At 64.8% G+C, this 25,537-nt stretch carries 21 protein-coding genes; 13 read left to right on the top strand and 8 right to left on the bottom strand.

Annotation, left to right across the window (positions count from 1 at the left end; all coding sequences use genetic code 11):
- Position 1: 1 nt before the first annotated feature.
- From QO034_RS13210 to QO034_RS13200, 3 genes are all read right to left on the bottom strand, one after another.
- Positions 2-1,096 carry an ABC transporter ATP-binding protein gene (locus QO034_RS13210; protein WP_284486014.1) on the bottom strand — a complete coding sequence of 365 codons (1,095 nt, stop codon included), beginning with the start codon at positions 1,094-1,096 and terminating at the stop codon, positions 2-4.
- Positions 1,097-1,163: 67 nt separating this feature from the next.
- A complete protein-coding gene (locus tag QO034_RS13205; protein WP_284486013.1) occupies positions 1,164-2,222 on the bottom strand; it encodes an extracellular solute-binding protein in 1,059 nt (352 codons plus the stop codon).
- Between the two features lie 162 nt (positions 2,223-2,384).
- Positions 2,385-3,257, bottom strand: a complete 873-nt coding sequence (locus QO034_RS13200; protein WP_284486012.1) for a MurR/RpiR family transcriptional regulator — start codon at positions 3,255-3,257, stop codon at positions 2,385-2,387.
- A gap of 129 nt (positions 3,258-3,386) precedes the next feature.
- On the opposite strand from QO034_RS13200, the gene QO034_RS13195 reads away from it, so the two are divergent.
- From QO034_RS13195 to QO034_RS13160, 8 genes are all read left to right on the top strand, one after another.
- Entirely contained in the window at positions 3,387-4,178 is a 792-nt protein-coding gene (locus QO034_RS13195; protein ID WP_284486011.1) for an N-formylglutamate amidohydrolase, read from the top strand.
- Positions 4,166-4,672, top strand: coding sequence for a TRAP transporter small permease subunit (locus tag QO034_RS13190; RefSeq protein ID WP_284486010.1), 507 nt, complete (start codon positions 4,166-4,168; stop codon positions 4,670-4,672). Before QO034_RS13195 ends, QO034_RS13190 begins: the two co-directional genes overlap by 13 nt.
- Positions 4,672-5,994 (top strand): TRAP transporter large permease, encoded by a 1,323-nt coding sequence (locus tag QO034_RS13185; protein WP_284486009.1) that lies wholly within the window; start codon positions 4,672-4,674, stop codon positions 5,992-5,994. The genes QO034_RS13190 and QO034_RS13185 overlap by 1 nt, the downstream gene beginning before the upstream one ends.
- Before the next feature lie 52 nt (positions 5,995-6,046).
- Entirely contained in the window at positions 6,047-7,078 is a 1,032-nt protein-coding gene (locus QO034_RS13180; protein WP_284486008.1) for a TRAP transporter substrate-binding protein, read from the top strand.
- Between the two features lie 82 nt (positions 7,079-7,160).
- A complete protein-coding gene (locus tag QO034_RS13175) occupies positions 7,161-8,525 on the top strand; it encodes a glutamine synthetase family protein (RefSeq protein WP_284486007.1) in 1,365 nt (454 codons plus the stop codon).
- A gap of 96 nt (positions 8,526-8,621) precedes the next feature.
- A complete protein-coding gene (locus QO034_RS13170; protein WP_284486006.1) occupies positions 8,622-10,004 on the top strand; it encodes an aldehyde dehydrogenase family protein in 1,383 nt (460 codons plus the stop codon).
- Positions 10,001-11,146, top strand: coding sequence for an iron-containing alcohol dehydrogenase (locus tag QO034_RS13165; protein WP_284486005.1), 1,146 nt, complete (start codon positions 10,001-10,003; stop codon positions 11,144-11,146). Before QO034_RS13170 ends, QO034_RS13165 begins: the two co-directional genes overlap by 4 nt.
- 113 nt (positions 11,147-11,259) lie before the next feature.
- Positions 11,260-12,177 carry a ketopantoate reductase family protein gene (locus QO034_RS13160; protein ID WP_284486004.1) on the top strand — a complete coding sequence of 306 codons (918 nt, stop codon included), beginning with the start codon at positions 11,260-11,262 and terminating at the stop codon, positions 12,175-12,177.
- A 173-nt stretch (positions 12,178-12,350) separates the two neighbouring features.
- Here QO034_RS13160 and QO034_RS13155 read toward each other — a convergent pair whose 3' ends face one another.
- The 5 genes from QO034_RS13155 to QO034_RS13135 all read right to left on the bottom strand — a co-directional run bounded on the left by QO034_RS13155 (position 12,351) and on the right by QO034_RS13135 (position 18,828).
- Positions 12,351-13,811, bottom strand: coding sequence for a M20 family metallopeptidase (locus tag QO034_RS13155; protein ID WP_284486003.1), 1,461 nt, complete (start codon positions 13,809-13,811; stop codon positions 12,351-12,353).
- Entirely contained in the window at positions 13,808-15,439 is a 1,632-nt protein-coding gene (locus QO034_RS13150; protein WP_284486002.1) for a sulfatase-like hydrolase/transferase, read from the bottom strand. Before QO034_RS13150 ends, QO034_RS13155 begins: the two co-directional genes overlap by 4 nt.
- A gap of 217 nt (positions 15,440-15,656) precedes the next feature.
- Complete coding sequence (locus tag QO034_RS13145) at positions 15,657-16,925, bottom strand: ABC transporter permease subunit (protein ID WP_284486001.1); 1,269 nt, start codon at positions 16,923-16,925, stop codon at positions 15,657-15,659.
- Positions 16,922-17,731 carry a taurine ABC transporter ATP-binding protein gene (locus QO034_RS13140; protein ID WP_284486000.1) on the bottom strand — a complete coding sequence of 270 codons (810 nt, stop codon included), beginning with the start codon at positions 17,729-17,731 and terminating at the stop codon, positions 16,922-16,924. The genes QO034_RS13145 and QO034_RS13140 overlap by 4 nt, the downstream gene beginning before the upstream one ends.
- An 86-nt stretch (positions 17,732-17,817) precedes the next feature.
- Positions 17,818-18,828, bottom strand: a complete 1,011-nt coding sequence (locus tag QO034_RS13135) for a taurine ABC transporter substrate-binding protein (protein WP_284485999.1) — start codon at positions 18,826-18,828, stop codon at positions 17,818-17,820.
- Between the two features lie 406 nt (positions 18,829-19,234).
- On the opposite strand from QO034_RS13135, the gene QO034_RS13130 reads away from it, so the two are divergent.
- From QO034_RS13130 to xsc, 5 genes are all read left to right on the top strand, one after another.
- Positions 19,235-20,626 (top strand): aminotransferase family protein, encoded by a 1,392-nt coding sequence (locus QO034_RS13130; RefSeq protein WP_284485998.1) that lies wholly within the window; start codon positions 19,235-19,237, stop codon positions 20,624-20,626.
- Positions 20,627-20,743: 117 nt separating this feature from the next.
- Positions 20,744-21,691 carry a class I SAM-dependent methyltransferase gene (locus tag QO034_RS13125; RefSeq protein WP_284485997.1) on the top strand — a complete coding sequence of 316 codons (948 nt, stop codon included), beginning with the start codon at positions 20,744-20,746 and terminating at the stop codon, positions 21,689-21,691.
- Positions 21,688-22,101, top strand: a complete 414-nt coding sequence (locus QO034_RS13120) for a GFA family protein (protein WP_284485996.1) — start codon at positions 21,688-21,690, stop codon at positions 22,099-22,101. The genes QO034_RS13125 and QO034_RS13120 overlap by 4 nt, the downstream gene beginning before the upstream one ends.
- A gap of 41 nt (positions 22,102-22,142) precedes the next feature.
- The gene (gene pdxR, locus QO034_RS13115; RefSeq protein ID WP_284485995.1) at positions 22,143-23,594 is read left to right on the top strand and encodes a MocR-like pyridoxine biosynthesis transcription factor PdxR; all 1,452 of its coding nucleotides are present in this window, start codon (positions 22,143-22,145) and stop codon (positions 23,592-23,594) included.
- A 160-nt stretch (positions 23,595-23,754) separates the two neighbouring features.
- Entirely contained in the window at positions 23,755-25,530 is a 1,776-nt protein-coding gene (gene xsc / locus QO034_RS13110; RefSeq protein WP_284485994.1) for a sulfoacetaldehyde acetyltransferase, read from the top strand.
- Positions 25,531-25,537 lie beyond the last annotated feature (7 nt).

Raw genomic sequence — 25,537 nt, 5'->3', positions numbered from 1 at the left:
ATCAACCCTGCCGCGCGAAACAGGTGGTCTGATCGCCGGACCAGCCGATCCGCACCGGCGCGCCCCTGGACAGCGTGGCGAATTCGCCCGATTGCGGCAGTGTCACTTCGATCTCTTCGCCGACCTCGTCCCGCACGAGAATTCGGCTCGCCGCGCCGTTGAACAGCAGGCTGCTGACGACACCGCTCACCTGGTTGTCGAACTGCGCCAAGTCGGCCGCATCCCGTGCCACGCGGATTGCCTCTGGGCGCAGGAAGATTTCGGCGGCTTCGCCCTTGGCCAGTGCCTTGCCCTGCGCCCTGCTCCGGATCAACAGACCCTCGGCGGTGCGCAGCGCGACGGTGCTTCCATCTACCTGCTCGACGGTTCCGGCCCAGCGGTTGCTGTCGCCGACAAACCCGGCGACAAACGCGGTTTCAGGACGGTAATACAGGTCGCGCGCGGTCCCGACCTGTTCGAAAACACCGTGGTTCATCACCGCGATCTGGTCGGACATCACCAGCGCCTCGGACTGATCGTGGGTGATGTAGACGAATGTCGTGTCAAACGCCGCCTGCAACGATTTCAGTTCGATCTTCATCCGTTCGCGCAGCTTCAGGTCGAGCGCCCCGAGCGGTTCGTCCAGCAGCAGGACATCCGGTTCCAGAACCATGCAGCGCGCAATCGCCACGCGCTGCTTCTGCCCGCCGGACAGTTCATCGACCCTGCGGGACCCGATCCCCGGCAGGCCGATGCGCTCCAGCACTTCGCCGACCTTGCGGACGATTTCAGACTTGGGCAGCCCGGCGCGGCGCAGCCCGTAGCCGATGTTGTCGGCCACGTTCATCATCGGGAACAGCGCCAGGTGCTGGAACACCATGTTCACAGGGCGCTTGTTGGGCGGCACGTTCAGCATCGACCGCCCCTTGATCCGGATATCGCCGCCGGTCGGTTCCAGAAAGCCCGCGATCATCCGCATGATCGTGGTCTTGCCGCATCCAGACGGGCCGAGGATCGAAAAGAACGATCCCGGCGCGACGGAAAAGGACACGTCCTGCACCGCAAGCGTGTCGCCAAAGCGTTTGCACAGGGTCCGGCATTCAAGGTCTGGCGTCATGCGCGCTCCGTATCAATGCAAGCGGCACCCACGATTCACGCGGATGCCGCTCCGGTTGTCCGTCCGATCAGTTGGCCGCCTTGACCCGGTCAAGGATGCCGCCTTCGATGGCTTCAAGCCCGGCGGGCACCGGCGGATACCACTTGATGTTGTCAATGGCAGCCTGCGGGAAGCTGGCCTGGAATTGCGCCTTCAGACCGTCCGAGGCGAATTGGTCCGCGCCCTTGGACGCGGTGAAGTTGCCTGCCGCTTCGGTGATCATCGCCGACACTTCGGGCCGCATCACGAAGTTGATCCAGTCATAGGCGGCATCGTCCGCCTGCCCCTTGGCCGGCAGCGCGAAGGTGTCGATCCATCCCAGCGCGCCGGAGGCCGGTGCGACGAAGGTGATGTCGGGCATTTCGCCGTTCAGTTTCCATCCGCCCGTGTCCCAGGCCATCGACGCGGTGACTTCGCCGGAGCGCAACAGCCCCATCAGCTCGTCGCCGCCGCCCCAGTAGGTTTTCACCAGCGGCTTGCACTCGATCAGCTTGGCTTCGACCTTTTCCATCATTTCGGCATAGGCCGCCGGATCGTCATAGGCGGCGAACGGGTCCATGCCCATCGCGAAGGCGAACCCGATCAGCGTCGGCCGCTTCAGCCGGTAGGACACCTTGCCCGCCAGGTCCGCGTTGCAGAGATCGGTGTAGTCCCTGACCATGTCCGCCTTGGCCGTGTCGATGACCAGGCCGCTGGTTCCCCAGACATGCGGCACGGCATGGACCGCGCCATCGATGGTGGTGTTGGCCTTGGTCGCCGCGAGCATGGAGTCGATGAACTGCGATGCGTCGATCCGCGACAGGTCGATCGGCTTGTAGATGCCGAATTCCGCCTGCGGCCCGGAGATACGGTCCTGGCTGGGCTGCGCGAGGTCGAAACCGCCGCCGCCGGTGGCGCGCAGCTTGGCGATCATCTCCTCGTTGTTGGACAGGGTCACTTCAACGGTGTGCCCGGTTTCCTTTTCGAACATCTCGATGACGTTCTCCGGCGCATATCCGCCCCATGTCAGCAGCCGCAGCGTATCGGCCTGCGCCAGCCCCGCCAGGGACACCGCCAGCGTGGCCCCGATGATCATTGTGTTTTTCATGTCATTCCCCTGTTTTTTCCTGTTGAAATCACGGCTCGCTACCTGCCAGCGCCTTGCAACGGTTTTGCGACGGTTGATCCGCCCTGCGATCGTTTTTTGATCCTTTGGTCAAACAAGGCCGCAATTCCCGCAGCCTGTCAACATCGCGTTTCCCGGACGCCATCATGTGAACTTTCGAAAGAACCGGGTGCGGTCGAACATGTCTTCCAACGCCTCCATCCGCGCCTTGCTGGTGTCCCAGGTGCGTTCCTGCACATCGGCGATTACCGTTTCGAGCATCAGCATCAGCGTCACCATGGAATCCCAGGCTGACGGCGCGACAATCCGCCCGCAGAACGCGCAATCCGCCAGATCGTGCACCGGCGAACGCCACTGATCGGTGAACAGGATGATATGGGCACCGCGTTCGCGCGCCATTTCCGCCAGCTTCAGAGTCGAATTCTCGTATCGCCTGACATCGAAGATCACCACCACGTCGCCCTGCGCCACATCCAGCAGGTAATGCGGCCAGGCGTTCGAAATCGACTGGATATGCGTCACTTTCGCCCGCATCACCTGCATGTGCAGAAAGAAATGTTCGGCCAGCGAATGGGTAATCCGGCCGCCGACGACGAGAATCGACCGGTCCGGATCCGCCAGGACCGCGCAGCTGCGTTCGAACATGTCCAGATCGATCTGAGTCAGGGTCTGGCGGATATTGCCGATCACCGCATCGGTGAAACGGTTGAGGATATGCGCCTCGGGTGCGGATTCCGCCCAGGTGTTGCGTTTGCTGATCGGGTCCGAAATCCGGGCTTCGAGCTCCGCGCGCAGCGCCGCCTGAAACGCCGGAAACCCGGCAAAGCCCAGTTTCTGAACCATCCGAACCACAGTCGGCGTCGACACGCCCGCATTCTGCGCCACCTGCGTGATCGACGCCAGGCCGGACACGGGATAGGCCTGCAAAAGGGAATCCGCCAACTGGCGCTCGGCCCGCGTCAGACTGTCGAACGCATCCTTGAGCCGTTCCGCGATGGTTTCCGTTGACTCCGCCATGCCGCCCCTCCTTGTTCAGATTATCAACAAGCAGAACCTTCGTGAATAAAAAATTTCAGAGTTTGATTGACAGACCGGACCCGCCTGACGAATCCTGATCCGGACAGGGTGGGATGAATCGTCGGCGGCATGGCTGAACCAGAACAGGAACCGAAAGCAGAGGCGGTCGCCCTGCACAACACGGCCGGCCGCGGGCCGGTTCTGATCGTCTGCGAACACGCTTCGCGCCGGATGCCTGACCGGTTCGGCGTGCTTGGACTGACCCCGGATCAGTTGAAAAGCCACATTGCATGGGATCCGGGCGCCCTGCCCGTGGCACGCCGCCTGAGCGCGCATTTCGATGCGCCGCTGGTCGCGGGCGGAATGTCCCGGCTGCTCTTCGACTGCAACCGCCCGCCGGGCGCGCCCGACGCGATCCCGACACAAAGCGAAGGCCAGGCGATTCCCGGCAACTTGGCGCTTGACGATACCGGACGGGCCGAACGGGTGCGCGACATTCACGACCCGTTCCGGGCAGCTTTGAAAAAGGCGATGTCCGGGTTTGCCACCCCGCCCGTCGTGATCACGGTTCACAGTTTCACACCGGTCTTTCTCGGCGTGGCGCGGCAGGTCCAGATCGGCCTGATCCATGACGAGGACGACCGGCTGGCCCGCGCCATGCTGACCCGCGCCGGGCAGCATACCGGCCGCGTCGTCGCCCTGAACGACCCCTACGACCCGCAGGACGGTGTCACGCATACGCTCAGATCCTTCGCCCTGCCCGCCGGAGCCGTCAACATCATGCTGGAAATCCGCAACGACCTGATCGGCGACGCGCAGGCGCAATCGGACATGGCGGACATGCTGGCGGGCTGGATCGCCGTCGCCTGCGACGATCTCGGCGTCTCCCTTGATCCGGGGGCCGCGGCATGCGCGGAATGATGCACGGTTTCATCCGCACCGTTGACGCGGTGAACTACCGGCTGGGACGGATCGTGATGTATGGCATCTTCGTCATGGTCGGCATCCTGCTGTGGTCCTCCGTTTCCAAGACCTTTTTCCTGCCCTCGCTCTGGACGCTGGAAATGGCGCAGTTCGCGATGGTCGCCTACTACATGCTGGGCGGTCCCTATTCGATCCAGCTGGGATCGAACGTGCGCATGGACCTGTTCTATCACACCTGGTCGGACCGCCGGAAAGCCTGGTTCGATGCCGTTACCGTGTTGTTCCTGATCTTCTACCTGGGTGTGCTGTTATATGGCGGATGGGATTCCACCGCCTATTCGCTGCAATATGGCGAACGCAGTCCGACCGCATGGCGGCCCGTCATGTGGCCGATCAAGATCATCATGATGACCGGTATCTTCCTGATGCTGCTTCAGGCCCTGTCCGAGTTCTGCAAGGACATTCTCCGGCTGCGCGGGGAATCCTTCTGATGTCCTACGAGATGATCGCCGTCTTCATGTTCTCGCTGATGATGCTGATGCTGTTCACCGGCCAGAGGGTCTTCGCGGCCATCGGAGGGGTGGCGGCGGTGGCGGCGCTGATGCTCTGGGGGACGGGCGGGTCGGACATCCCGTTTTCCGCCGCGATGAAGCTGATGAAATGGTATCCGCTTCTGACGCTGCCGATGTTCATCTTCATGGGCTACATCCTGTCGGAATCCAAGATCGCCGACGATCTCTACAAGATGTTCCACGTCTGGATGGGTCCGGTGTCCGGCGGACTCGCGATCGGCACCATCGGGCTGATGGTGCTGATCTCGGCGATGAACGGGCTCAGCGTCGCGGGCATGGCCATCGGCGCCACCATCGCGCTGCCGGAACTGCTGCGGCGCGGCTATGACAAGAAGATGGTGACGGGCGTGATTCAGGCCGGATCGAGCCTGGGAATCCTCGTCCCGCCCTCGGTGGTGCTGGTGCTCTATGCGATGATCGCGCGGCAACCGGTCGGACAGCTCTGGCTGGCGGGCGTGCTGCCGGGCCTGATGATGGCGGCCATGTTCATCGCCTACATCTATGTCCGATGCCGGATCAATCCCGCGCTGGGACCGGTTTTGCCGGCCGAGGACCGGCAGGTGCCGATGGCCGAGAAACTGCGTCTTCTGAGCGCGGGACTTCTGCCCCTCGTGATCTTCGCCGCCATGATGGTGCCCTTCGTCAACGGCTGGACCTCGCTGGTGGAAAGCAGCGCCATCGGCGCGATGACCGCCTTCCTGGCGGCGGTTCTCAAGGGCCGGATGACCCGCGCCGTGTTCGAGACCAGCGTCCGGCAGACGCTGGCGATTTCCTGCATGTTCATGTGGATCATTCTCGCCGCGCTTGGCTTCGGCGCGGTGTTCGACGGGCTGGGGGCGGTGCGCGCCATCGACAACCTGTTCACCGAACAGCTCGGACTCGACCCCTGGATGATCCTGATCCTGATGCAACTGTCCTTTCTGCTGATGGGAACGTTCCTCGACGACACGGCGATGCTGGTCATCGTCGCGCCGCTCTACGTGCCGCTGGTCAAGGCGCTGGGGTTCGACCTGATCTGGTACGGGATACTCTACACGATCACCACGCAGATCGCCTACATGACGCCGCCGTTCGGCTACAACCTGTTCCTGATGCGGGCCATGGCGCCGCCGGAAATCACCCTGCGCGACATTTACGGGTCGATCCTGCCCTTCGTGCTGGTGATGATCCTGGCCCTTGTCCTGATCATGGTCTTTCCGCAGATCGCGCTCTGGCTGCCCCAGAAGATCTACGGCCCCTAACCCTCCGGCCAAGAGAGGGATCACACTTCCAACCAACAAGGAGAGAACCACAATGACCACAAGACGCAAGTTTCTCGGCACCGCGGCCATGGCCGCGCCCGCCGCGCTGGCCACGCCGGCACTGGCGCAATCCACCATCACCTGGCGGATGCAGACCTACGCCGGCCCGGCGCTGGCCGAACATGTCGTCGATCCGGCCATCGCGATGTTCAACAAGATCGCCGGCGACCGCATGCAGATCGAACTGTTCTATGCCGATCAGCTGGTGCCGACCGGGGAATTGTTCCGCGCCATGCAGAACGGCACCATCGATGCGGTGCAGTCCGATGACGACAGCATGGCCTCGCCCACCGAAGTCACCGTGTTCGGCGGCTATTTTCCCTTCGCCAGCCGCTACAGCCTCGACGTGCCGGTGCTGTTCAACCAGTACGGGCTGAACGAAATCTGGGACGAGGAATACTCCAAGGTCGGCGTGAAACACATCAGCGCCGGGGCCTGGGACCCCTGCCATTTCGCAACCAAGGACCCGATCCGCAGTCTGGAGGACCTGAAGGGCAAGCGCGTCTTCACCTTCCCGACCGCGGGACGGTTCCTGGCGCAATTCGGCGTCGTTCCGGTGACGCTGCCCTGGGAGGACATCGAAGTCGCCATGCAGACCGGCGAACTCGATGGCATCGCCTGGTCCGGGATCACCGAAGACTATACCGTCGGCTGGTCCAAGGTGACGAACTATTTCCTGACCAACAACATCTCGGGTGCCTGGGCGGGTTCGTTCTTCGCCAACATGGACCGCTGGAACGAATTGCCCGAAGACCTGCAGGCCCTGTTCCGGGTCTGCTGCGACCAGTCGCACTACTATCGCCAGTGGTGGTATTGGGGCGGCGAGGCGCAGTTGCGGGTGCATGGCACCGATCTGGAACTGACCTCGATCCCGGATGCGGAATGGCAGACGGTCGAGGACGCCGCCCGCGTGTTCTGGGACGAGATCGCCGCCGAAAGCCCGACCAAGGCCAAGGTCGTCGAGGTTTTCAAGAAGTATAACGCGGACATGCAAAAGGCCGGTCGCCCCTATCGCTACGGCTGAACCCGCGCTACAGGATGAAAGCCCTGCCCCGGATCGTCTCTGGGGCAGTGGCACGACAGGTCAAGGGCAGTGAGGATGAACCATGCAGGGATTGATGACCTTTGAGGCGCTGAAGGCCGCCGTGGACGCGGGCCGCACCGATACGGTCCTGGCCTGTATCGTGGACATGCAGGGCCGCCTGATGGGCAAACGATTCGTCGCACGCCATTTCGTCGACAGCGCCTGGGAAGAAACCCATTGCTGCAACTACCTGCTGGCCACCGACCTGGCGATGGCCACGCCCGACGGCTATGCCAGCACCAGCTGGCAGGCGGGCTATGGCGACTATGTGATGAAGCCCGATCTGACCACCATCCGCCCGATGCCCTGGCTCGACGGCACCGTGATGGTGCTTTGCGACGTTCTGGACCACCACACGCACGCGGAGGTGCCGCATTCCCCGCGCGCAGTGCTCAAGCGGCAGATCGCGCGGTGCGAGGCGATGGGCCTGACCCCGATCATGGCGACGGAGCTCGAATTCTTCCTGTTCGAGAAATCCTTTGCCGAGATCGCCAGGGGCGGCTACCGCGACCTGACCCCGATCAGCAAATACAACGAGGATTACAATATCCTTCAGACCAGCCGCGAGGAGCACGTGATGCGCCCCTTGCGAAACCATCTTCATGCGGCCGGCATTCCGGTCGAGAATTCCAAGGGCGAGGCCGAGGCCGGCCAGGAGGAACTCAATATCCGCTACGCCCCGGCCATGGAGACCGCGGATCACCATACGATCGCAAAGCACGCCACCAAGGAAATCGCCGACCAGCAGGGCCACGCGGCGAGCTTCCTGCCGAAGTGGCACGCGGATCGCGTCGGCAGTTCGTCGCATGTGCACCAATCGCTCTGGAAGGACGGCGCGAACGCCTTTCACGATCCTGCCGGCGAATATGGCATGTCCGCCCTGATGCGGCACTACATGGCGGGGCTGATCCACTATGCACCCGACATGACCGTGTTCATGGCCCCCTATATCAACAGCTACAAGCGCTTCGCCAAGGCGACCTTCGCCCCGACCAAGACGGTCTGGTCGGTGGACAACCGCACCGCCGGATTCCGGCTTTGCGGCGCGCATACCGGAGGCGTCCGGGTGGAATGCCGGATTCCGGGTTCGGACATGAACCCCTACCTGGCGATGGCGGCGCAACTGGCGGCAGGGCTGGCCGGGATCGAAGAAAAGCTGGAGCTGCAAAGACCGACCACCGGAGACATCTACGAGGCCGCACAGGCCGGGGAAATCCCCAAGACCCTGCGCGATGCGCTGGACACGTTGCGTGGCTCCAAGATGCTGAGCGCGGCGATGGGCGAGGATGTGATCGCCCACTACTGCCGTGCCGCCGAGTGGGAGATCGAGGAGTTCGACCGCGCCGTGACGGATTACGAGATCGTCCGCGGATTCGAGCGGGCCTGAACCGACAGGACCGGGGGGCCAGCCCCCCGGCACCCCCCGGAGTATTTCCGGCAAGAGGAAAACCGATAGGTCCCGCGGGACCGTGGAGAGCATAAAATGGGCAAGACGCTGACATGCGTGTCGCCGATCGACGGATCGGTCTACGTTCAACGGGAGACGCTGTCGCCACAAGCGGCGGCAGCGATGGCCGCGAGCGCGCGGGCGGCGCAGCGCGCCTGGGCGGCGCGGCCCCTGCAGGAGAGGATCGACCTGGTCCTGACCGGCGTTGCCGGCATCGGGGCGATGAACAACGAGATCGTGCCGGAACTGGCGCGACAGATGGGCCGCCCGATCCGCTACGGCGGCGAATTCGGCGGTTTCGAGGAACGCGCGCGCTTCATGGCCCGGATCGCGCAAGAGGCCCTGGCGCCAATCGTGCTGGAGGACAGCGCCGCCTTCAAGCGCCATATCGCGCGGGTGCCGCATGGCGTGGTCCTGGTGATCGCACCCTGGAACTATCCCTACATGACCGCGATCAACACCATCGCCCCGGCGCTGATCGCCGGGAACACGGTGGTGTTGAAACATGCCAGCCAGACGCCCCTGGTCGGCGAACGGCTGGAACGGGCCTTTCGCGCGGCGGGCATTCCCGCGGAGGTTTTCCAGAACGTGTTCCTGGATCACGAAACGACATCCGGGCTGATTGCCGGCCGCGCCTTCGATTTCGTCAATTTCACCGGCTCCGTCGCAGGCGGACGGGCAATCGAGACCGCTGCCGCCGGCACCTTCACCGGGCTGGGGCTGGAACTGGGGGGCAAGGATCCGGGCTATGTCTGCGAAGACGCCGACCTGGACGCCGCCGTGGACACGCTGATCGACGGGGCGATGTTCAATTCCGGGCAGTGCTGTTGCGGGATCGAACGGATCTATGTGCATGAGAGCCTGTTTGACGCCTTTGTCGAAAAGGCGGCCGCCGTGGTCAGCGGCTACAGGCTCGGCAACCCGCTCGATCCGGAAACGACGCTCGGCCCGATGGCGCAGGAACGGTTCGCCGACCTGGTGCGCGCCCAAACCGCCGAGGCTCTGGCCGCCGGCGCGACGGCGTTGATCGACCCCGCGCTGTTTCCGCAGGACGGCGGCGCCTATCTCATGCCGCAGATCCTGACCGGCGTGGATCATTCCATGCGCGTGATGCGCGAGGAAAGCTTTGGTCCCGTGGTCGGCATCATGCCGGTCAAGGACGACGCCGAAGCCATCGCCCTGATGAACGACAGCGACTATGGGCTGACCGCATCGATCTGGACCGGCGATACCCGCCGCGCCGAAGCCATCGGCGCGCAGATCGAAACCGGCACCGTGTTCATGAACCGCGCCGACTATCTCGACCCCGGCCTGTGCTGGACCGGTTGCAAGGACACCGGCCGCGGCGGCGGGCTGTCCGTCATCGGCTATCACAACCTGACCCGACCCAAATCCTACCATCTGAGGAAACTGTCATGATCCCGACCGCCAACTGGTCCTATCCCACCGCCATCCGTTTCGGGGCGGGACGCATTGCCGAACTGGCCGAAGCCTGCGTCGCGGCCGGCATCACGCGCCCGCTGCTTGTCACCGACAAGGGGCTGGCGAACCTGCCGATCACCCGCGCCGCTCTCGACGTGATCGACGCCGCGGGACTCGGGCGGGCGATGTTCTTCGAAGTCGATCCGAACCCGACCGAAATCAACCTGGCGGACGGGGTCGCAGCCTATCTGGATGGCGGCCACGACGGGGTGATCGCCTTTGGCGGCGGCTCCGGGCTCGACCTCGGGAAAATGATCGCCTTCATGGCCGGGCAGACCCGCCCGGTCTGGGACTTCGAGGATATCGGCGACTGGTGGACGCGCGCGGATGCCAGCGCCATCGCCCCGATCATCGCGGTTCCGACCACCGCCGGCACCGGCTCCGAGGTCGGGCGGGCGTCGGTCCTGACCAATTCGGTCAGCCACGAGAAAAAGATCATCTTCCACCCGAAGATCCTGCCCGCCATCGTCATCGCCGACCCGGAACTTACGGTCGGCATGCCGCGGGCGATCACTGCGGGCACCGGGATGGACGCCTTTGCCCATTGCCTGGAAGCCTATTGTTCGCCGCATTATCACCCGATGAGCCAGGGCATCGCGCTGGAAGGCATGCGGCTGGTCAAGGACTACCTGCCGGCGGCCTATGCGGACGGCACCGATCTGGCGGCGCGGGCCGAGATGATGAGCGCGGCGATGATGGGCGCGACTGCGTTCCAGAAAGGGCTGGGCGCGATCCATGCCCTGTCCCATCCGATCGGCGCGGTGTTCAATACCCATCACGGAACCACCAACGCGGTGGTGATGCAGCCGGTGCTGCGCTTCAACCGCGCAGCTGTCGAGGACCGGCTGGCGATGGCCGCCGGGTATCTCGGGATCAAGGGCGGGTTCGACGGGTTCTTCGACTATGTCGGCAGCCTGACCGACCGGCTGGGCATCCCCTCCACCCTCACCGAACTCGGCGTCACCGATCCGGACATCGATGCGCTGGTCGCATCGGCCCTGAGCGATCCGAGCACCGGCGGCAACCCGGTGAAGATGACCGCCGAGAACACCCGCGCGCTGCTGCTGGACTGTCTGTGATCCGGCATCCTGGCGGACCGGGGCGGAAAGCGGCAGCGGCCTGACCTTGCAAGACCGGGCGGATCGGTGTGAAGCTTGTCCGCGGCACGAGTGGTTTCCGGAAGGAGTGAAAGATGCGCATCGCGACTATGGCGACCGGGGGAATCGGCGGTTTCCTGGCGGTCAGGCTTGCGAAGGCCGGGCACGAAGTGGCCACGATCGCCCGCGGCGCGCATCTGGATGCGATCCGGAAGCACGGGCTGGTGCTGGAAACCCCGTCCGGGACGGACCGGGTGCGGCCCTGGATGGCGACCGACGATCCGGCAGAGATCGGCCCGGTCGACGCCATCATCTTCGGCGTCAAGGGTGACGCCCTGCCCGACGCGGCCCGTGCCTGCGGTCCGATGATCGGCCCCGATACCGTCGTCGTCCCGTTTCTCAACGGGGTCGAAGCCGCGGACCGGCTGCTCGAATTCCTGCCCGGACGCGCGGTCGCCAATGGGGTCGCGCAAGTGTCCACCACGATCGCCGCACCCGGCGTCATCCGGCAGACCGGATCGTTCAACACCTTCACCTTCGCCGAACGCGACAGCAGGCCATCCGAACGGATCGGCGCGCTGAGAGAGGCGATAGACCAGGCCGGGGCATCGGCCCCGGCGACCGATGACATAGAGCGCGACCTCTGGTCGAAATTCGTCTTCTTTTCCGCTCTGTCCGGTGTCACCGCTGCCGGGCGGTGCAGGATCGGGGACATCACGTCGATCCCCGCTCTCGGCGACCTGTTCCGGGCGGTGCTGGCGGAAACCGCCATGATCGGACGCGCCCTCGGCGTGGCGCTCGACGACGGTATCGCGGACCGGACCTGGTCCTTCATGCAGAGCTTCCCGCCGGACGGCAGAGCCTCGACCGCCATCGACCTGGAGCATGGCCGGCCGCTTGAAATCGAATGGGTTTCGGGCGCGGCCGTCCGGCTGGCGCGGAAAGCCGGGGTTGCGGCACCGATGAACGCCGCCCTCTACGCTCTGCTTCTGCCACACCGGAACGGCCGATAGGACGACCCCGAGGCTCCTGGCCGGAAAGATCGCCACGTCGCGTTCCGAGAGCGTCAGTTGCCAGAGATCGGAATGCGCCTCGATCACGTCGCGCATGGCCGAAGTCGCCGCCGGGCAAAGATCGGCGGACTCGACCGGCGGTTCACCGGTCCGCGACTCCGGTTCAGGGCCTGTCAGCCGGAAAATGCGCCGGACAGCGATGCCTCTGTCCCGTCGGGCAAGGTCCCGACATCCCAGAACAGCCCGGTCATCAGCCCCAGCGCATCCCGGCAAAGGGATGTCAGCACATGTTCGTTCGGCGCATGCTGGCTGCACCCGCGATAGGAATGCGGCACCCAGACGGTGGGCAGGCCCAGCACATCGGAAAAACAATCGTTGGGCAGGGAACCGGCGAGATTCGGCAGAATGTGCGGTGCCCGCCCCGTGGTGGCCCGGATCGAACCGGCGACGAACCGGACCCAGGGATGATCGATGCGAAGCCGCGTCGCCGGAAAGCTGCCATCCTGCTGCGCCACCACCTGCACCTGCGCGAACCCCTGCCGGTCCAGCTGCCGCCGCAGCGCCGACAGGATGTCGTCCGCCTGTGTGCCGACGACGAAACGCAGCTGGCAGGTGGCCCGCGCCTGACCGGAAATCGCGTTGACCGGGGCGTCCGGGTCCCCGCTTTTCATCGCCAGCACGGCAAAGGAGTTCCAGCCGAAAGCGCGTTCGGCGGGACTCAGCCCTGGTTCGCCCCAATCCGCGTCCACATGCGGCCCCGGCCCGTCCGTGACCGGGATGTCGCGCAAGGCGTCCCGCACCGCTTCCGTCAGGCTGTCCGGACGCCATTCCGGCACCGCGATCCGGCCCCGCGCGTCGGTTATCGACGCGATCGCGTGGCACAGGACGATCGCCGGGTCCGCCAGCAACCCGCCCCAGTTGCCGGAATGATGCGCGCCGTCGCGCAGGTCGACGCGCAGATCGAAATTGACCGCGCCGCGCGATCCCATGAACAGCGTCGGCACCTCGGCCTGCACCCGCGGTCCGTCCGACGCGATCAGCACATCCGCCGACAGCAGGTCCCGGTGCCGGTCGCAAAAGGCCGCGAGCCCGGCGGATCCGGTCTCTTCGGACATCTCGATCAGGATCTTGGCGTTGAACCCCAGACGCCCCCGCGCCCGCAGCACCGCGTCCAGCGCCAGAATGTTGACGAGATGCTGGCCCTTGTTATCCGCCGCGCCGCGTCCGTAGAGCCGGTCGCCCTCCTGCGTCAGATCGAAGGGCGACAATCCGGCGCGCCACTGATCCGCCTGCCCCCGGATCACGTCGCCATGGCCATAGGACAGCACCGTCGGCCGGTCCGCCCCTTCCTGCCGCGTCGCCACCAGCAGCGGCGCGCCGCCCGGCACCGGGTTGTCAAGCACATGACAGGCAAATCCCAGCCGCGACAGCATCGGCTGCATGGCCTGGTGCAGGTAGCGGCGCAGATCGGCCGCCCGCTCCGGCACCTGGCTTTCCGTCGGCCAGGCGACAAGCGCGGCAAGATCGTCGCGAAACCGGCCTGTGTCCACGAGGGTCTGCGCCGCGGCCACCGCGCGGGCGCGCGCCTGATCACCTCCGTCCTTCCGATGTCCGTATGAATTGTCTTCCGTCATCGCCGCGGCACCGGTCCGCGATACCTGGCCGTCAGATCCGGCGGCAGGTCCGCCGCCTCGAAAACACCCAGCAAGATGCCTTTTCTCGGCGATTTCCCCCGCATCGCCGCGATATCCGCGTCCGAGCGCGTGACCCGCTGCGCCGACCGCCGTCCCCAGGCCGCCAGGCGGTCATACATGCGTTCAATGATGTGCCGGTGCTCCGCGCTGTCTCCTAGATCGAAGAATTCATCGGGGTCGCTTTCCATGTCGAACAGGATCGGACGGTGCCCGCTTTCGCAATGGACGAATTTCCACCGCTTGTCCGCGACCATGAACAGCCGCGCCTGTTCCGGCCGCAGCCCCATGTTCACCGTCATCGGCCGGGCGGAGAAATCGTATTCGCTGACCGCGAAGTCCCGCCAGCCGGCGGGTGTTTCGCCTTGCAGCAGGGGATCGAGCGACCGGCCTTCGAGTATATGGTTCGCCGGAGCGCCCCCCGCGGCGGCGACGAAGGTGGGGGCAAGGTCTATCGCCTCCACCAGCGCGTCGCAGACCGTTCCGCGCGTCGCATCCGCCTCGGGGCGCGGATCGTAGACGATCAGCGGCACCTTGACCGAAGGTTCGTGAAAGAAATCCTTTTCCCCCATCCAGTGATCGCCAAGGTAATCGCCGTGATCCGATGTCAGGACGATCATCGTGTCCTGCATGCGCCCGGTCCGTTCCAGGAAATCGAAAAGACGCCCCATCTGGTCATCGCATTGCTTGATCAGGCCCATGTAGGCGGGGATCGCCTTCTGCCGGACCTCGTCGCGGGAAAACGCCTGCCCCACCGGACTGTCCATGAACGCCTTCAGGACCGGATGCGGGTTCTCCTTTTCCGACGGATGCCGGACAGCGGCCGGCACCTGGTTGGCGCCATAGATCGCATGGTAGGGTGCGGGCACGATATAGGGCCAATGCGGTTTGATATAGCTGACATGCGCGCACCATGGCCCCTCGGCCTGCTCGATGAAGCGGATCGCCTCGCCGGTCAGCCAGGGCGTTTCGCTGTCTTCCTCGGCGATATTGGCGGGCTTGTCGGCATTGGCCATGAACCAGCCGGACGCGAGATCGCCTCCCTCTTCCCCCGCATTGGCGAAATCCGCCCAGGGATTTGCGCCGGGATACCCCCTGGACTTCAGGTAGGCATTGTACGGGCTGCGGTTCGCATCGTAGAATCCGTCCGGCCCCTCCGCCCAAAGCCCGTCGTCCCGGCACCAGACATCGAACCCGCATTCCGCCTGCCGCGCGCCGATCACGCTGTCCGGGTCCAGCCCCAGTCGCTCCATGCCACGCGCATCCGCCCGCATGTGGGTCTTGCCGATGAGCCAGCATCCCATGCCGGCGTCGCGCAGATGATCGCCGAGCGTGACCTCCCCGACCCGAAGCGGAAAACCGTTCCACTGCGCGCCGTGCGACGAGGTGTAGCGGCCGGTGTAGAAGCTCATCCGCGACGCGCCGCAGATCGGCGACTGCACATAGGCCCGGCTGAACCGCACCCCGCGCGCCGCGAGGGAATCGATATGCGGCGTCTGAAGATGCGGATGCCCGGCGCAGCTCAGATAATCGAACCGCAACTGGTCGAACATGATGAAAAGGATGTTCACGGGTATCCTCGCGGTTGGGTTCTGGCGGAGTTCATCGTCACATGAAACCCGGAACCGGGAAAGGGGGCTCTGCCCCCGCCGCCGCAAGCGGCGACTCCCCCGGAGTTTTCCTCGCAAGAGGAAGCCGCGCCGGGCGTCGCTACGATTTTGCGTCCGGAAGGATCGCAGGGTTGGGACGCGCGAACGGGAGACGCCGGGGTCTGGTGATGGCGGATGCCTATCCCTTGCCTTTCCAGGGCACGAGAATCCGTTCGGCCCAGCGCATCAGCATGTCGATGCCGAACCCGATGATGCCGATCAGGATGATGCCCATGATGACGATGTCGGTGTTCTGGAACTTCGACGCCACCATGATCATCATGCCCGCGCCCTTTTCCGCCGCCACCAGTTCGGCGGCGACCACGGTGCCCCAGCAGACCCCCATCGCCACGCGCGCGCCGGTGAAGATTTCCGGCAGGCTGTTGGGGATGATGACATGGCGCATGATCTGCGCCTTGCTCGCGCCCAGCGAATAGGCGGCGTGCACCTTGGATATCTTGACGCCGGACACGCCTGCGCGCGCCGCGATCGCCATGATCCAGAGCGCGGCGAGAAACAGCAGGATGATCTTGCCCGTCTCGCCGATGCCCGCCCAGATGATTACCAGCGGGATCAGCGCCAGCGGCGGCACCGGGCGCATGAATTCCACGATCGGATCGAACCAGCCGCGGAACCAGTCCGAAAGCCCCATCGCATAGCCGAGCGGGATGCCGACCAGCGCCCCGAAGAAGAACCCGATGATCACCCGGAACAGCGAATAGCCGAGATGTTCCCACAGGGTCGAACCGCGAAAGCCCTCGCGCGCGATCTCGGCCACCCGGGCGGCCACCGCCTCGGGCGCGGGCAGCCAGATCGGCTCCATCTGCCAGCCCTTGGCGGGTTCGAAGGTCAGCGTGCCCTTGGGGCTCATGCCGACGCGACCGAAATCGGTTTGAACGGAGCCGCCGGGCACGATCTGCTCGCCATTGACCGCGACGATCTCCGCCCCGTCGGCGCGGCCGAATTCGTCATTCTGGTCGACCCGGATCAGGCCGCTGCGCCAGGCGCCGATGGTCGCGCTGTCATTCTTCGCCCAGCCGTCGCCCAAGTCCACCTCGGGTGCCGACACCTCCTGGTCGACCGGATGCACGAGCACCGTCACCGTCGCCGTGTCGCGCTGTCCGTCGGGCAGTTGCGCGGTATAGTCGAAGGTCGCGAGACCCTCGAAGGGTCCCGGCATGTGCAGGAATTTCGGCAGAAGAGTCGATCCGGTGAACATGCCCCAGAGCAGGAACAGGGTCAGGATCGAGATAACCGATGCGGTCCGGTTCGGCCTGACCGCGCTTTCGTCGCCAAAGGTCACGGTCTTGAGCGAGGTGTAGTCGTTGCGCGCCGCGTGGTGGATCACCTTGGTGACGACATAGTAAGACACCACGAAGATCGCGACATAGATCAGAAGGGGGATCATGCGCCGGCTCCTTCCATGCGGCCCATGATTTCTTCTTCCATGTCCCAGATCATCGCCAGGATTTCCTCGCGCCTGACCGCGAAATCAGGGTGTTTCTTGACCTCGCGCAGATCCTGCCCGACGCCAAGATCGGCGAAGGGGAGGCGGTATTCCTTGTGGATGCGGCCCGGCCGGGGGGCCATGACCAGCAGCCGTTCGCCCAGCAGCAACGCCTCCTCGACCGAATGGGTGATCAGGATGATCGTCTTGCCGGTCTCCTTCCAGAGCTTCAGCACCAGGCTCTGCATCTTCTCGCGGGTCAGCGCGTCGAGCGCGCCCAGCGGTTCATCCATCAGGATCACGTCCGGATCGTTGGCGAGGCAGCGCGCCAGCGCGACCCGTTGCTGCATGCCGCCGGACAGTTCGTAGACCGCCTTGTCCTTGAAATCCTGCAAGCCGACCACATCCAGCAGGTGATCGACCCTTCCGGCCATTTCGGGTTTCGGCATCCCTTTCATCCGGGGTCCGAAGCCGACGTTCTCGCGCACGCTCATCCATTCGAACAGCGCGCCCTGCTGGAACACCATGCCGCGTTCCGCATCCGGTCCCTTGACCGTGTGACCGTTCATCACGATCTGCCCCTCCGTCGGGGCCAGAAACCCCGCGACGATGTTCAGAAGCGTGGTCTTGCCGCAGCCCGACGGACCGAGCACGCTCATCAGTTCGCCTTCCTTCAGGTGCAGCGACACGTCCTTGAGCGCCTGAACCGACCCGCCGCCGGGCAGGTCGAAACGCATTGAAATCTTCTCGATGGCGAGACCGGACATGGCTGTCTCCACGGTCGCGGCGCGACCGGCGCTTCACGCCGGCCACACCCGTTTCGGGAACCCGCCGCCGGGGCGGCGAGTGCGACTCACGTACCGCCAGAGGCGGCGACGGCGGCGAGCGGGCCGGTGTTCACGGCGTTCTCATAGCTGTCCAGCGCCGAGTCGATGCTGCCGGCCTGGACAAAGACGTCCGCGACACCCTTCATGAATTTCTGCGCGGCGCCGCCCAGCCATTTCTCGGACAACTGTTCCTCGACCGACGGAAATACGAAGGTTGCAAGAGAACTGGCGGCCGCTTCCTCGTCCATGCCGGCATCCTTGGCGATCACCGACAGCATCTCATCGGTATGCTCGCCCGAATTCCACATGGCGTTGGCATCCGCCGTCACCTTCAGAAACTTTGCCACCAGATCGGCATTTTCCGCCACGAACCCGGCCGGCGCACTGGTGACGTCAAAGACGAGAAGTCCCAGTTCCTCTTTCTCGGCGCCGGTCAGCAGCACATTGCCGTGTTCCTTCATCCGCAGCAGACCGCCAGCATAGCCGCAGGCCATGTCCACGCTCTTCTGGCTGAGCGCCGCCGCGCCTTCGGACGGGGCCATGTCCACCACTTCCATGGTCGAGATATCGACGCCGAAATGGTTCATTTGCTCAAGAAACCCGTAATGCGCGGCGGTGCCAAGCGGCACGGCGACCTTCTTGCCTTCCAGTTCCTTGGCCGTGGTCTTGTCAATTTCCAGATCCGCATGCACCACGCAGTTGTCGTTTTCGGAATAGGACACGGCGATGTCGAGGATTTGCAGGTCCTGGCCCGCACTGGTCGCAACCACGAAAGGCGGCAGACCCTGGCTGACGCTCATCTGCACGTCGCCCGAGGCCATCGCCGCGCTCATCGCGGTTCCGGTGTCGAAGCTGACCCAGTTGACCGTGACGCCCATTTCCTCGTCATAGGTGCCCATCACCTTGGCGTATTCGAACGGCATCGGCCATTCGAGGAAATATCCGACCGTCACTTCGTCGGCGGCAAAGGCGGACTGCGCCCCCGCCAGCATCGCCACACCGGCAACGGCGCCCATCAGTCTGGATTTGAATTTCATTCGTCGTCTCCCTGTTGCACCGCCTCCCGTGGCGGTTTCTCTGGATCGGGCGGTCATCCGCCTCTGGTTTGCGCGTCGCCTGCCACCTGGCTGCCGCACGCTTCCTGCGATCGGACCTCAAAACCCTTTTGCGATCAATGTTTTTTCGAACGGCAAACGGGCGTCCGGCCGGATTTCTCCTGCATTCGTCCGGATTTCAGGACGAGAATTTCCCATATTTTCCGCCGCCTAATCGAAACCGCCGCGGGCCAGTCCCCGGTGGCGGGTGGAATCTGGACTTAGGGGAGGATTCAATCTGGCCCTACGAGTTGACCTGTTTTCAGGCTCTTGCTTTTACCATGACGACTTGGGCGGTTCATGCCACCATGGTCGTGCGCGACTCTCAATTTTCCGGAAAGGACATGTCATGGACGGCACGTTCAATGAAAACGACATCTCTCATGTGGTCGAGGCCGACAAGGCCCATATCTGGCACCACCTGAGCCAGCACAAACCCTACGAGACCACCGACCCCCGCATCATCGTCGAAGGCAAGGGGATGAAGGTCTGGGACCAGAAGGGCAAGGAACATCTGGATGCCGTTTCCGGCGGGGTCTGGACAGTCAATGTCGGCTATGGACGCGAAAGCATCGCCAACGCGGTCCGCGACCAGCTGATCAAGCTGAACTACTTTGCCGGGTCCGCCGGATCGGTGCCGGGGGCGACATTTGCCAAGAAACTGATCGAGAAGATGCCGGGGATGAGCCGGGTCTACTACACGAACTCGGGGTCGGAGGCGAACGAGAAAGCGTTCAAGATGGTCCGCCAGATTGCGCATGCGAAATACGGCGGTAAGAAGCACAAGATCCTCTACCGCGACCGCGACTATCACGGCACCACCATCGGCTGCCTCTCGGCGGGCGGCCAGGACGAGCGCAACGCGCAATACGGCCCCTTCGCGCCCGGTTTCGTGCGGGTGCCGCATTGCCTGGAATACCGGGCGTTCGAGCAGGAGGGCGCGCCGGTCGAGAATTACGGCCTCTGGGCCGCGGACCAGATCGAGGCGGCGATCCTGCGCGAAGGCCCGGACACCGTCGGCAGCCTGTGCCTTGAACCCGTGACCGCCGGCGGCGGCGTCATCACCCCGCCCGATGGCTATTGGGAGCGCGTCAGCGAAATCTGCGCCAAATATGACGTGCTGCTGCATATCGACGAGGTCGTCTGCGGCGTCGGGCGCACCGGCACCTGGTTCGGCTACCAGCATTACGGAATCAAGCCGGACATGGTCACGATGGCCAAGGGAGTCGCCTCGGGCTATGCCGCCATCGCCTGCCTCGTGACCAACGAGCGCGTGTTCGACAAGTTCAAGGACAATGCCGACGATCCGCTGAACTATTTCCGCGACATTTCGACCTTCGGCGGCTGCACCGCCGGCCCGGCGGCGGCGCTGGAAAACCTGCGTATCATCGAGGACGAGAACCTGCTCGCCAACACCACGGCGATGGGAGACTACATGCTCGACAAGCTGCATGCGCTGGCCGACAAGCACCCGGTCATCGGACAGGTTCGGGGAAAGGGCCTGTTCCTCGGCGCGGAACTGGTCGAGGACCGCGACAGCCGCGCCCCGGTGCCGGAAAAGCGGGCGCAGGCCGTGGTGGCGGACTGCATGGCGCAGGGGGTCATCATCGGCGTCACCAACCGGTCGGTGCCGGGCTACAACAACACGCTGTGCTTCTCGCCGGCGCTGATCGCCCGGAAGGACGACATCGACCACATCACCGACGCCGTGGATGCGGCGCTCGGCCGGGTGTTCGGCTGATACGTCTCCCGGCTCCGCGCCCCGCGCCGGAGCCGGGACTGACGAAAGGGTTTCACCCGCCCGCGAAATCGGTGCAGACTGCGGTATCACGACGGGCGCCCCGGAAAGGACGCTGCCATGACGCCACCGACCGATCCCGCGACCGAACGGCTGAACGCCGCCCTGGCCGAGCTTGACGCCACCATGGCCGAAGTGGACGAACTGCAACGCAAGGTCGATCACGTCACCAGCCGGATGGACACCCTGCTGCACCGGACCGTCCGTTCTCCTACCGCGAACCTCGGCGCCAACCTCAGATCGCTGGATGCCCGCAGCGACGTTCTTCGCAAGGCCCTGGACCGGGCCAGACGCGCCTATGCCGCCGCGCGCAAGGGCTATCACCAGGCGTCCCGCGCCTACCGCGAACACCACGACCAGGTCAGCGTTCGGCAGGCCGCCATCGGCACCGGCCTCGCGGACGCGGAACGCTGCAAGGCCGCGCTGGAACGTTGCCTGACCGATCTGCTGGGCCGGCAAGCCGATCCCGGCGAAACACAGGCGCAACGGCTGGACGGGGCAAATCGCTATCTCCCGGTTCCCATTTCCCGGTTCTTTGACAGCCTGATCGCCCTGGAGCGGCATCTGGCGCTGGACCCGGACTACGATCACCCGGCACTGCGTCACCGCCCCGTGTCCTTCCTCGATGTCGGCTGCGGCAGCGGCCGCGATCTGGCGCTCGCCCGGTCCAGCGGCATCCTGCCGTTCAGCGCAATCGCGGGTTTCGACGCCGACGAAATGCAGATCGCGCGCGGCCGCACGCTGTTCGGCCTTGGCGGTGATATCCGCGTCGCGGATGCGCTGAGCTTCGACTACGGCGGTTTCGACGTGGTGTTTTCCGTCCGCCCGTTTCCGGACCCGGAACGGCTCGCCGCCTTTGAATCCCGCCTTGTTTCCACCCTGAGCCCGTCGGCCTACCTGATCGCCGTCCTGCCGCTGGACCTCGCCCGGTTCCCCGATCTGGACGCGATCGACCCGGCGCACGGGATCTGGAAGAAGACCGCCCCGACCAGAGGAGACGCGTCATGACAGCCCTGACCGGAGGCTGCTATTGCGGCGCCATCAGATACGCTTCCACCGGCACGCCGGTGATGAAATCGCAATGCCACTGCCGTGAATGTCAGTATATCTCGGGCGGCGGGCCGAATTACTTCATGATCCTGCCGACGGACGGGTTCCGCTATACCGCCGGCACGCCGAACAGCTTCACCCGCTCCGACCTCGATACCCCCGTGACGCGGGAATTCTGCCCCGGCTGTGGCACCCATCTGCTGACCCGGCGCCCCGGACTGGACATGGTGATCCTCAAGGTCGGCACGCTCGACCATCCCGCCGAATACGGTGGACCGGAGTCGGCGATCTACATCATGGATGCCCAACCCTTCCACCTCATCCCCGAAGACCTGCCCGGCTTCGAAAAGCTGCCGCCCCGCCGTTAGGTCCAGATTGCAAGCGCCATAAGGCCAGACTATCCTGCGCCATGGCCATTTCCGTCGACACCTTCTTTCTGAACCCCGACGCCCAGGGCACGCTTCAGGCCCAGATCCAGCAGATGATCGCCGAAGGCATCCTGTCGGGCCGCTTCCACAGGGGCGAGAAACTGCCCTCCTCGCGCAAGCTGGCCGGTCATCTGGGCGTCAGCCGCATCACCGTGACGCTGGCCTATACGGAACTTTTGGCCAACGATTACCTGACTTCGCGCGGACGCTCCGGCTACTACGTGTCCGAAAACGCCCCGGTGCCGCCCACCTACACGCCCCCCGACCGACCGCTGGACAGGGTGGACTGGGCGCGGGCCATCAGCCACCGTTTCACCGGCGGCGACACGCCACAGAAACCGCGCAACTGGAGCAGTTTCCGTTATCCCTTCATCTATGGGCAGGCCGATCCGACCCTGTTTGACCATGCAAACTGGCGGCTTTGCGCGTTGCGGGCGCTGGGGCAGAAGGATTTTTCCTCCCTGACCGCCGACTATTACGATCAGGACGACCCGCTGCTGGTCGAATTCATCGCCCGTCACACCCTGCCCCGGCGCGGCATCGCCGCCCGCCCCGAGGAAATCCTCATCACCATGGGGGCGCAGAACGCCCTATGGCTGGCGGCGCAGGTGCTGCTGGATGACACCCGCACCGCCGCCGTCGAAGACCCCTGCTACCATGCGCTGCGCGACGTGCTGGTGCAATCGGGCTGCCGCCTCGCGCCGATCCGGGTGGATGCCGACGGGTTGCCACCCGAATCCCTGCCGCCGGACACGGACGTCGTGTTCTCCACGCCCAGCCACCAGTCGCCGACCACGGCGACCATGCCGCTGGCCCGCCGCCGCGCCCTGCTGGCCCGCGCCAGCGACCTCGACGCGCTGATCGTCGAGGACGATTACGAGTTCGAACTCTCCTTCCTCGCCGCGCCCTCTCCGGCGCTGAAGTCGCTGGATCGGGACGGGCGGGTGATCTACGTCGGCAGCTTTTCCAAGTCGCTCTGTCCGGGGCTGCGTCTGGGATACATGGTCGGCTCCGAACCGTTCATCCGGCAGGCCCGCGCCCTGCGCGCCAGCGTGCTGCGCCATCCGCCGGGCCATATCCAGCGCGCCGCCGCCTATTTCCTGTCGCTCGGCCATTACGACGCCCAGATCCGGCGCATGTCGCGGTCGCTGCACGAACGCCGCAAGATCATCGAAACCGCCATTTCGGAACATGGCCTGACCATCGCCGGGAGCGGCGTCTACGGCGGGTCTTCTCTGTGGATGCGCGCGCCCGACGGCACCGACAGCACGGCGCTGGCCATGGACCTGGCGCGCGACGGCGTCCTGATCGAACCGGGCACGCCGTTCTTCTCCGGACCGGATCGCCCGACACAGTTCTACCGGCTCGGCTATTCCTCGATCCCGGCGGCACGCATCGCACCGGGCATCGCCAGGATCGCCCAACGCCTGTGACCCGCCCGGCCCGACATCTAGGCAGGCGGGTTCACAGGCGAATCTGGACCTAACCGGGCAGCCCGTCTGGACCTAACGGGCTGGCGGCACGCCACCTAAAACCATCGGCGACACACCGGCGCGGCAAGCCGGTTTTCGGCGTTTCAGGGGAGAGATCGCAATGAAGATGACCACCGAAGAAGCCTTTGTGAAAACACTGCAAAGGCATGGGATCGAACATGCGTTCGGCATCATCGGCTCGGCCATGATGCCGATTTCCGATCTGTTTCCGCTGGCCGGTATCATGTTCTGGGACTGCGCCCACGAAGGCAGCGCCGGGATGATGAGCGACGGATACACCCGCGCCACCGGCAAGATGAGCATGATGATCGCCCAGAACGGCCCCGGCATCACCAATTTCGTCACCGCCGTGAAAACCGCCTACTGGAACCATACGCCGCTCTTGCTGGTGACGCCGCAAGCCGCCAACAAGACCATCGGCCAGGGTGGTTTCCAGGAAGTCGAACAGATGAAACTGTTCGAGGACATGGTCGCCTACCAGGAAGAGGTGCGCGATCCCTCCCGCGTCGCCGAGGTTCTGACCCGCGTGATTTCCAAGGCGAAACGCCTGTCGGGCCCCGCACAGATCAACATCCCGCGCGATTTCTGGACCCAGGTCGTGGATATCGAAATTCCCGATCCGATCGAATTCGAAGCCTCCCCCGGCGGCGAGAAGTCGGTCAGGGCGGCGGCGGACCTGTTGTCGGGTGCGAAAAACCCGGTGATCCTGAACGGTGCGGGCGTGGTCCTGTCCAAGGGCATCGGCGCGTCGATGGCGCTGGCCGAACGGCTGGATGCGCCGGTCTGCGTCGGCTATCAGCACAATGACGCGTTCCCGGGAAGCCATCCGCTGTTCGCCGGACCGCTCGGCTACAACGGGTCCAAGGCGGCGATGGAGCTCATCAAGGACGCCGACGTGGTGCTCTGCCTCGGCACCCGGCTCAACCCGTTCTCGACGCTGCCGGGCTATGGCATGGACTACTGGCCGCAGAACGCAAAAATCATCCAGGTCGACATCAACCCCGACCGGATCGGGCTGACCAAGAAGGCCACGGTCGGCATCGTCGGTGACGCGAAAAAGGTGGCCGAGGGCATCCTCGCGCAGCTTTCGGACAGCGCCGGGGACGAAGGCCGCGCCGACCGCAAGTCCCGCATCGCGCAGACCAAGTCACGGTGGGCGCAGCAACTTTCGTCGATGGATCACGAGGACGACGATCCCGGCACAACCTGGAACCAGCGCGCCCGTGCCGACAAACCCGACTGGATGAGTCCCCGTATGGCCTGGCGCGCGATCCAGTCCGCCCTGCCGCGCGAGGCGATCATCAGTTCCGACATCGGCAACAACTGCGCCATCGGCAATGCCTATCCCACCTTCGAGGATGGCCGGAAGTATCTCGCGCCCGGTCTCTTCGGGCCCTGCGGCTATGGCCTGCCCGCCATCATCGGCGCCAAGATCGGCCAACCCGACGTTCCGGTGGTCGGATTCGCCGGTGACGGCGCCTTCGGCATCGCGGTGAACGAACTGACCGCCATCGGCCGCGCGGAATGGCCGCCGATCACCATGATCGTCTTCCGCAACTACCAGTGGGGCGCGGAGAAACGCAATTCGACCCTATGGTTCGACGACAATTTCGTCGGCACCGAACTGGACACCGACGTCAGCTATGCGGGCATCGCCAAGGCCTGCGGCCTCAAGGGCGTCGTCACGCGCAGCATGGACGAACTGACCGCCGCGCTGACCCAGGCGATCACCGACCAGATGGAAAACCGCACCACCACGCTGATCGAAGCGATGATCAACCAGGAACTGGGCGAACCCTTCCGCCGCGACGCGATGAAGAAACCTGTGTCCGTCGCGGGGATCAGCGCCGACGACATGCGCCCGCAGACGGTGTGACCAACGC

The sequence above is a fragment of the Sedimentitalea xiamensis genome, from assembly GCF_030164465.1.
Lineage (GTDB): Bacteria > Pseudomonadota > Alphaproteobacteria > Rhodobacterales > Rhodobacteraceae > Sedimentitalea > Sedimentitalea xiamensis.
Note: the sequence above shows the minus strand (reverse complement) of the source record. Positions and strands in the feature narration are given on the sequence as shown.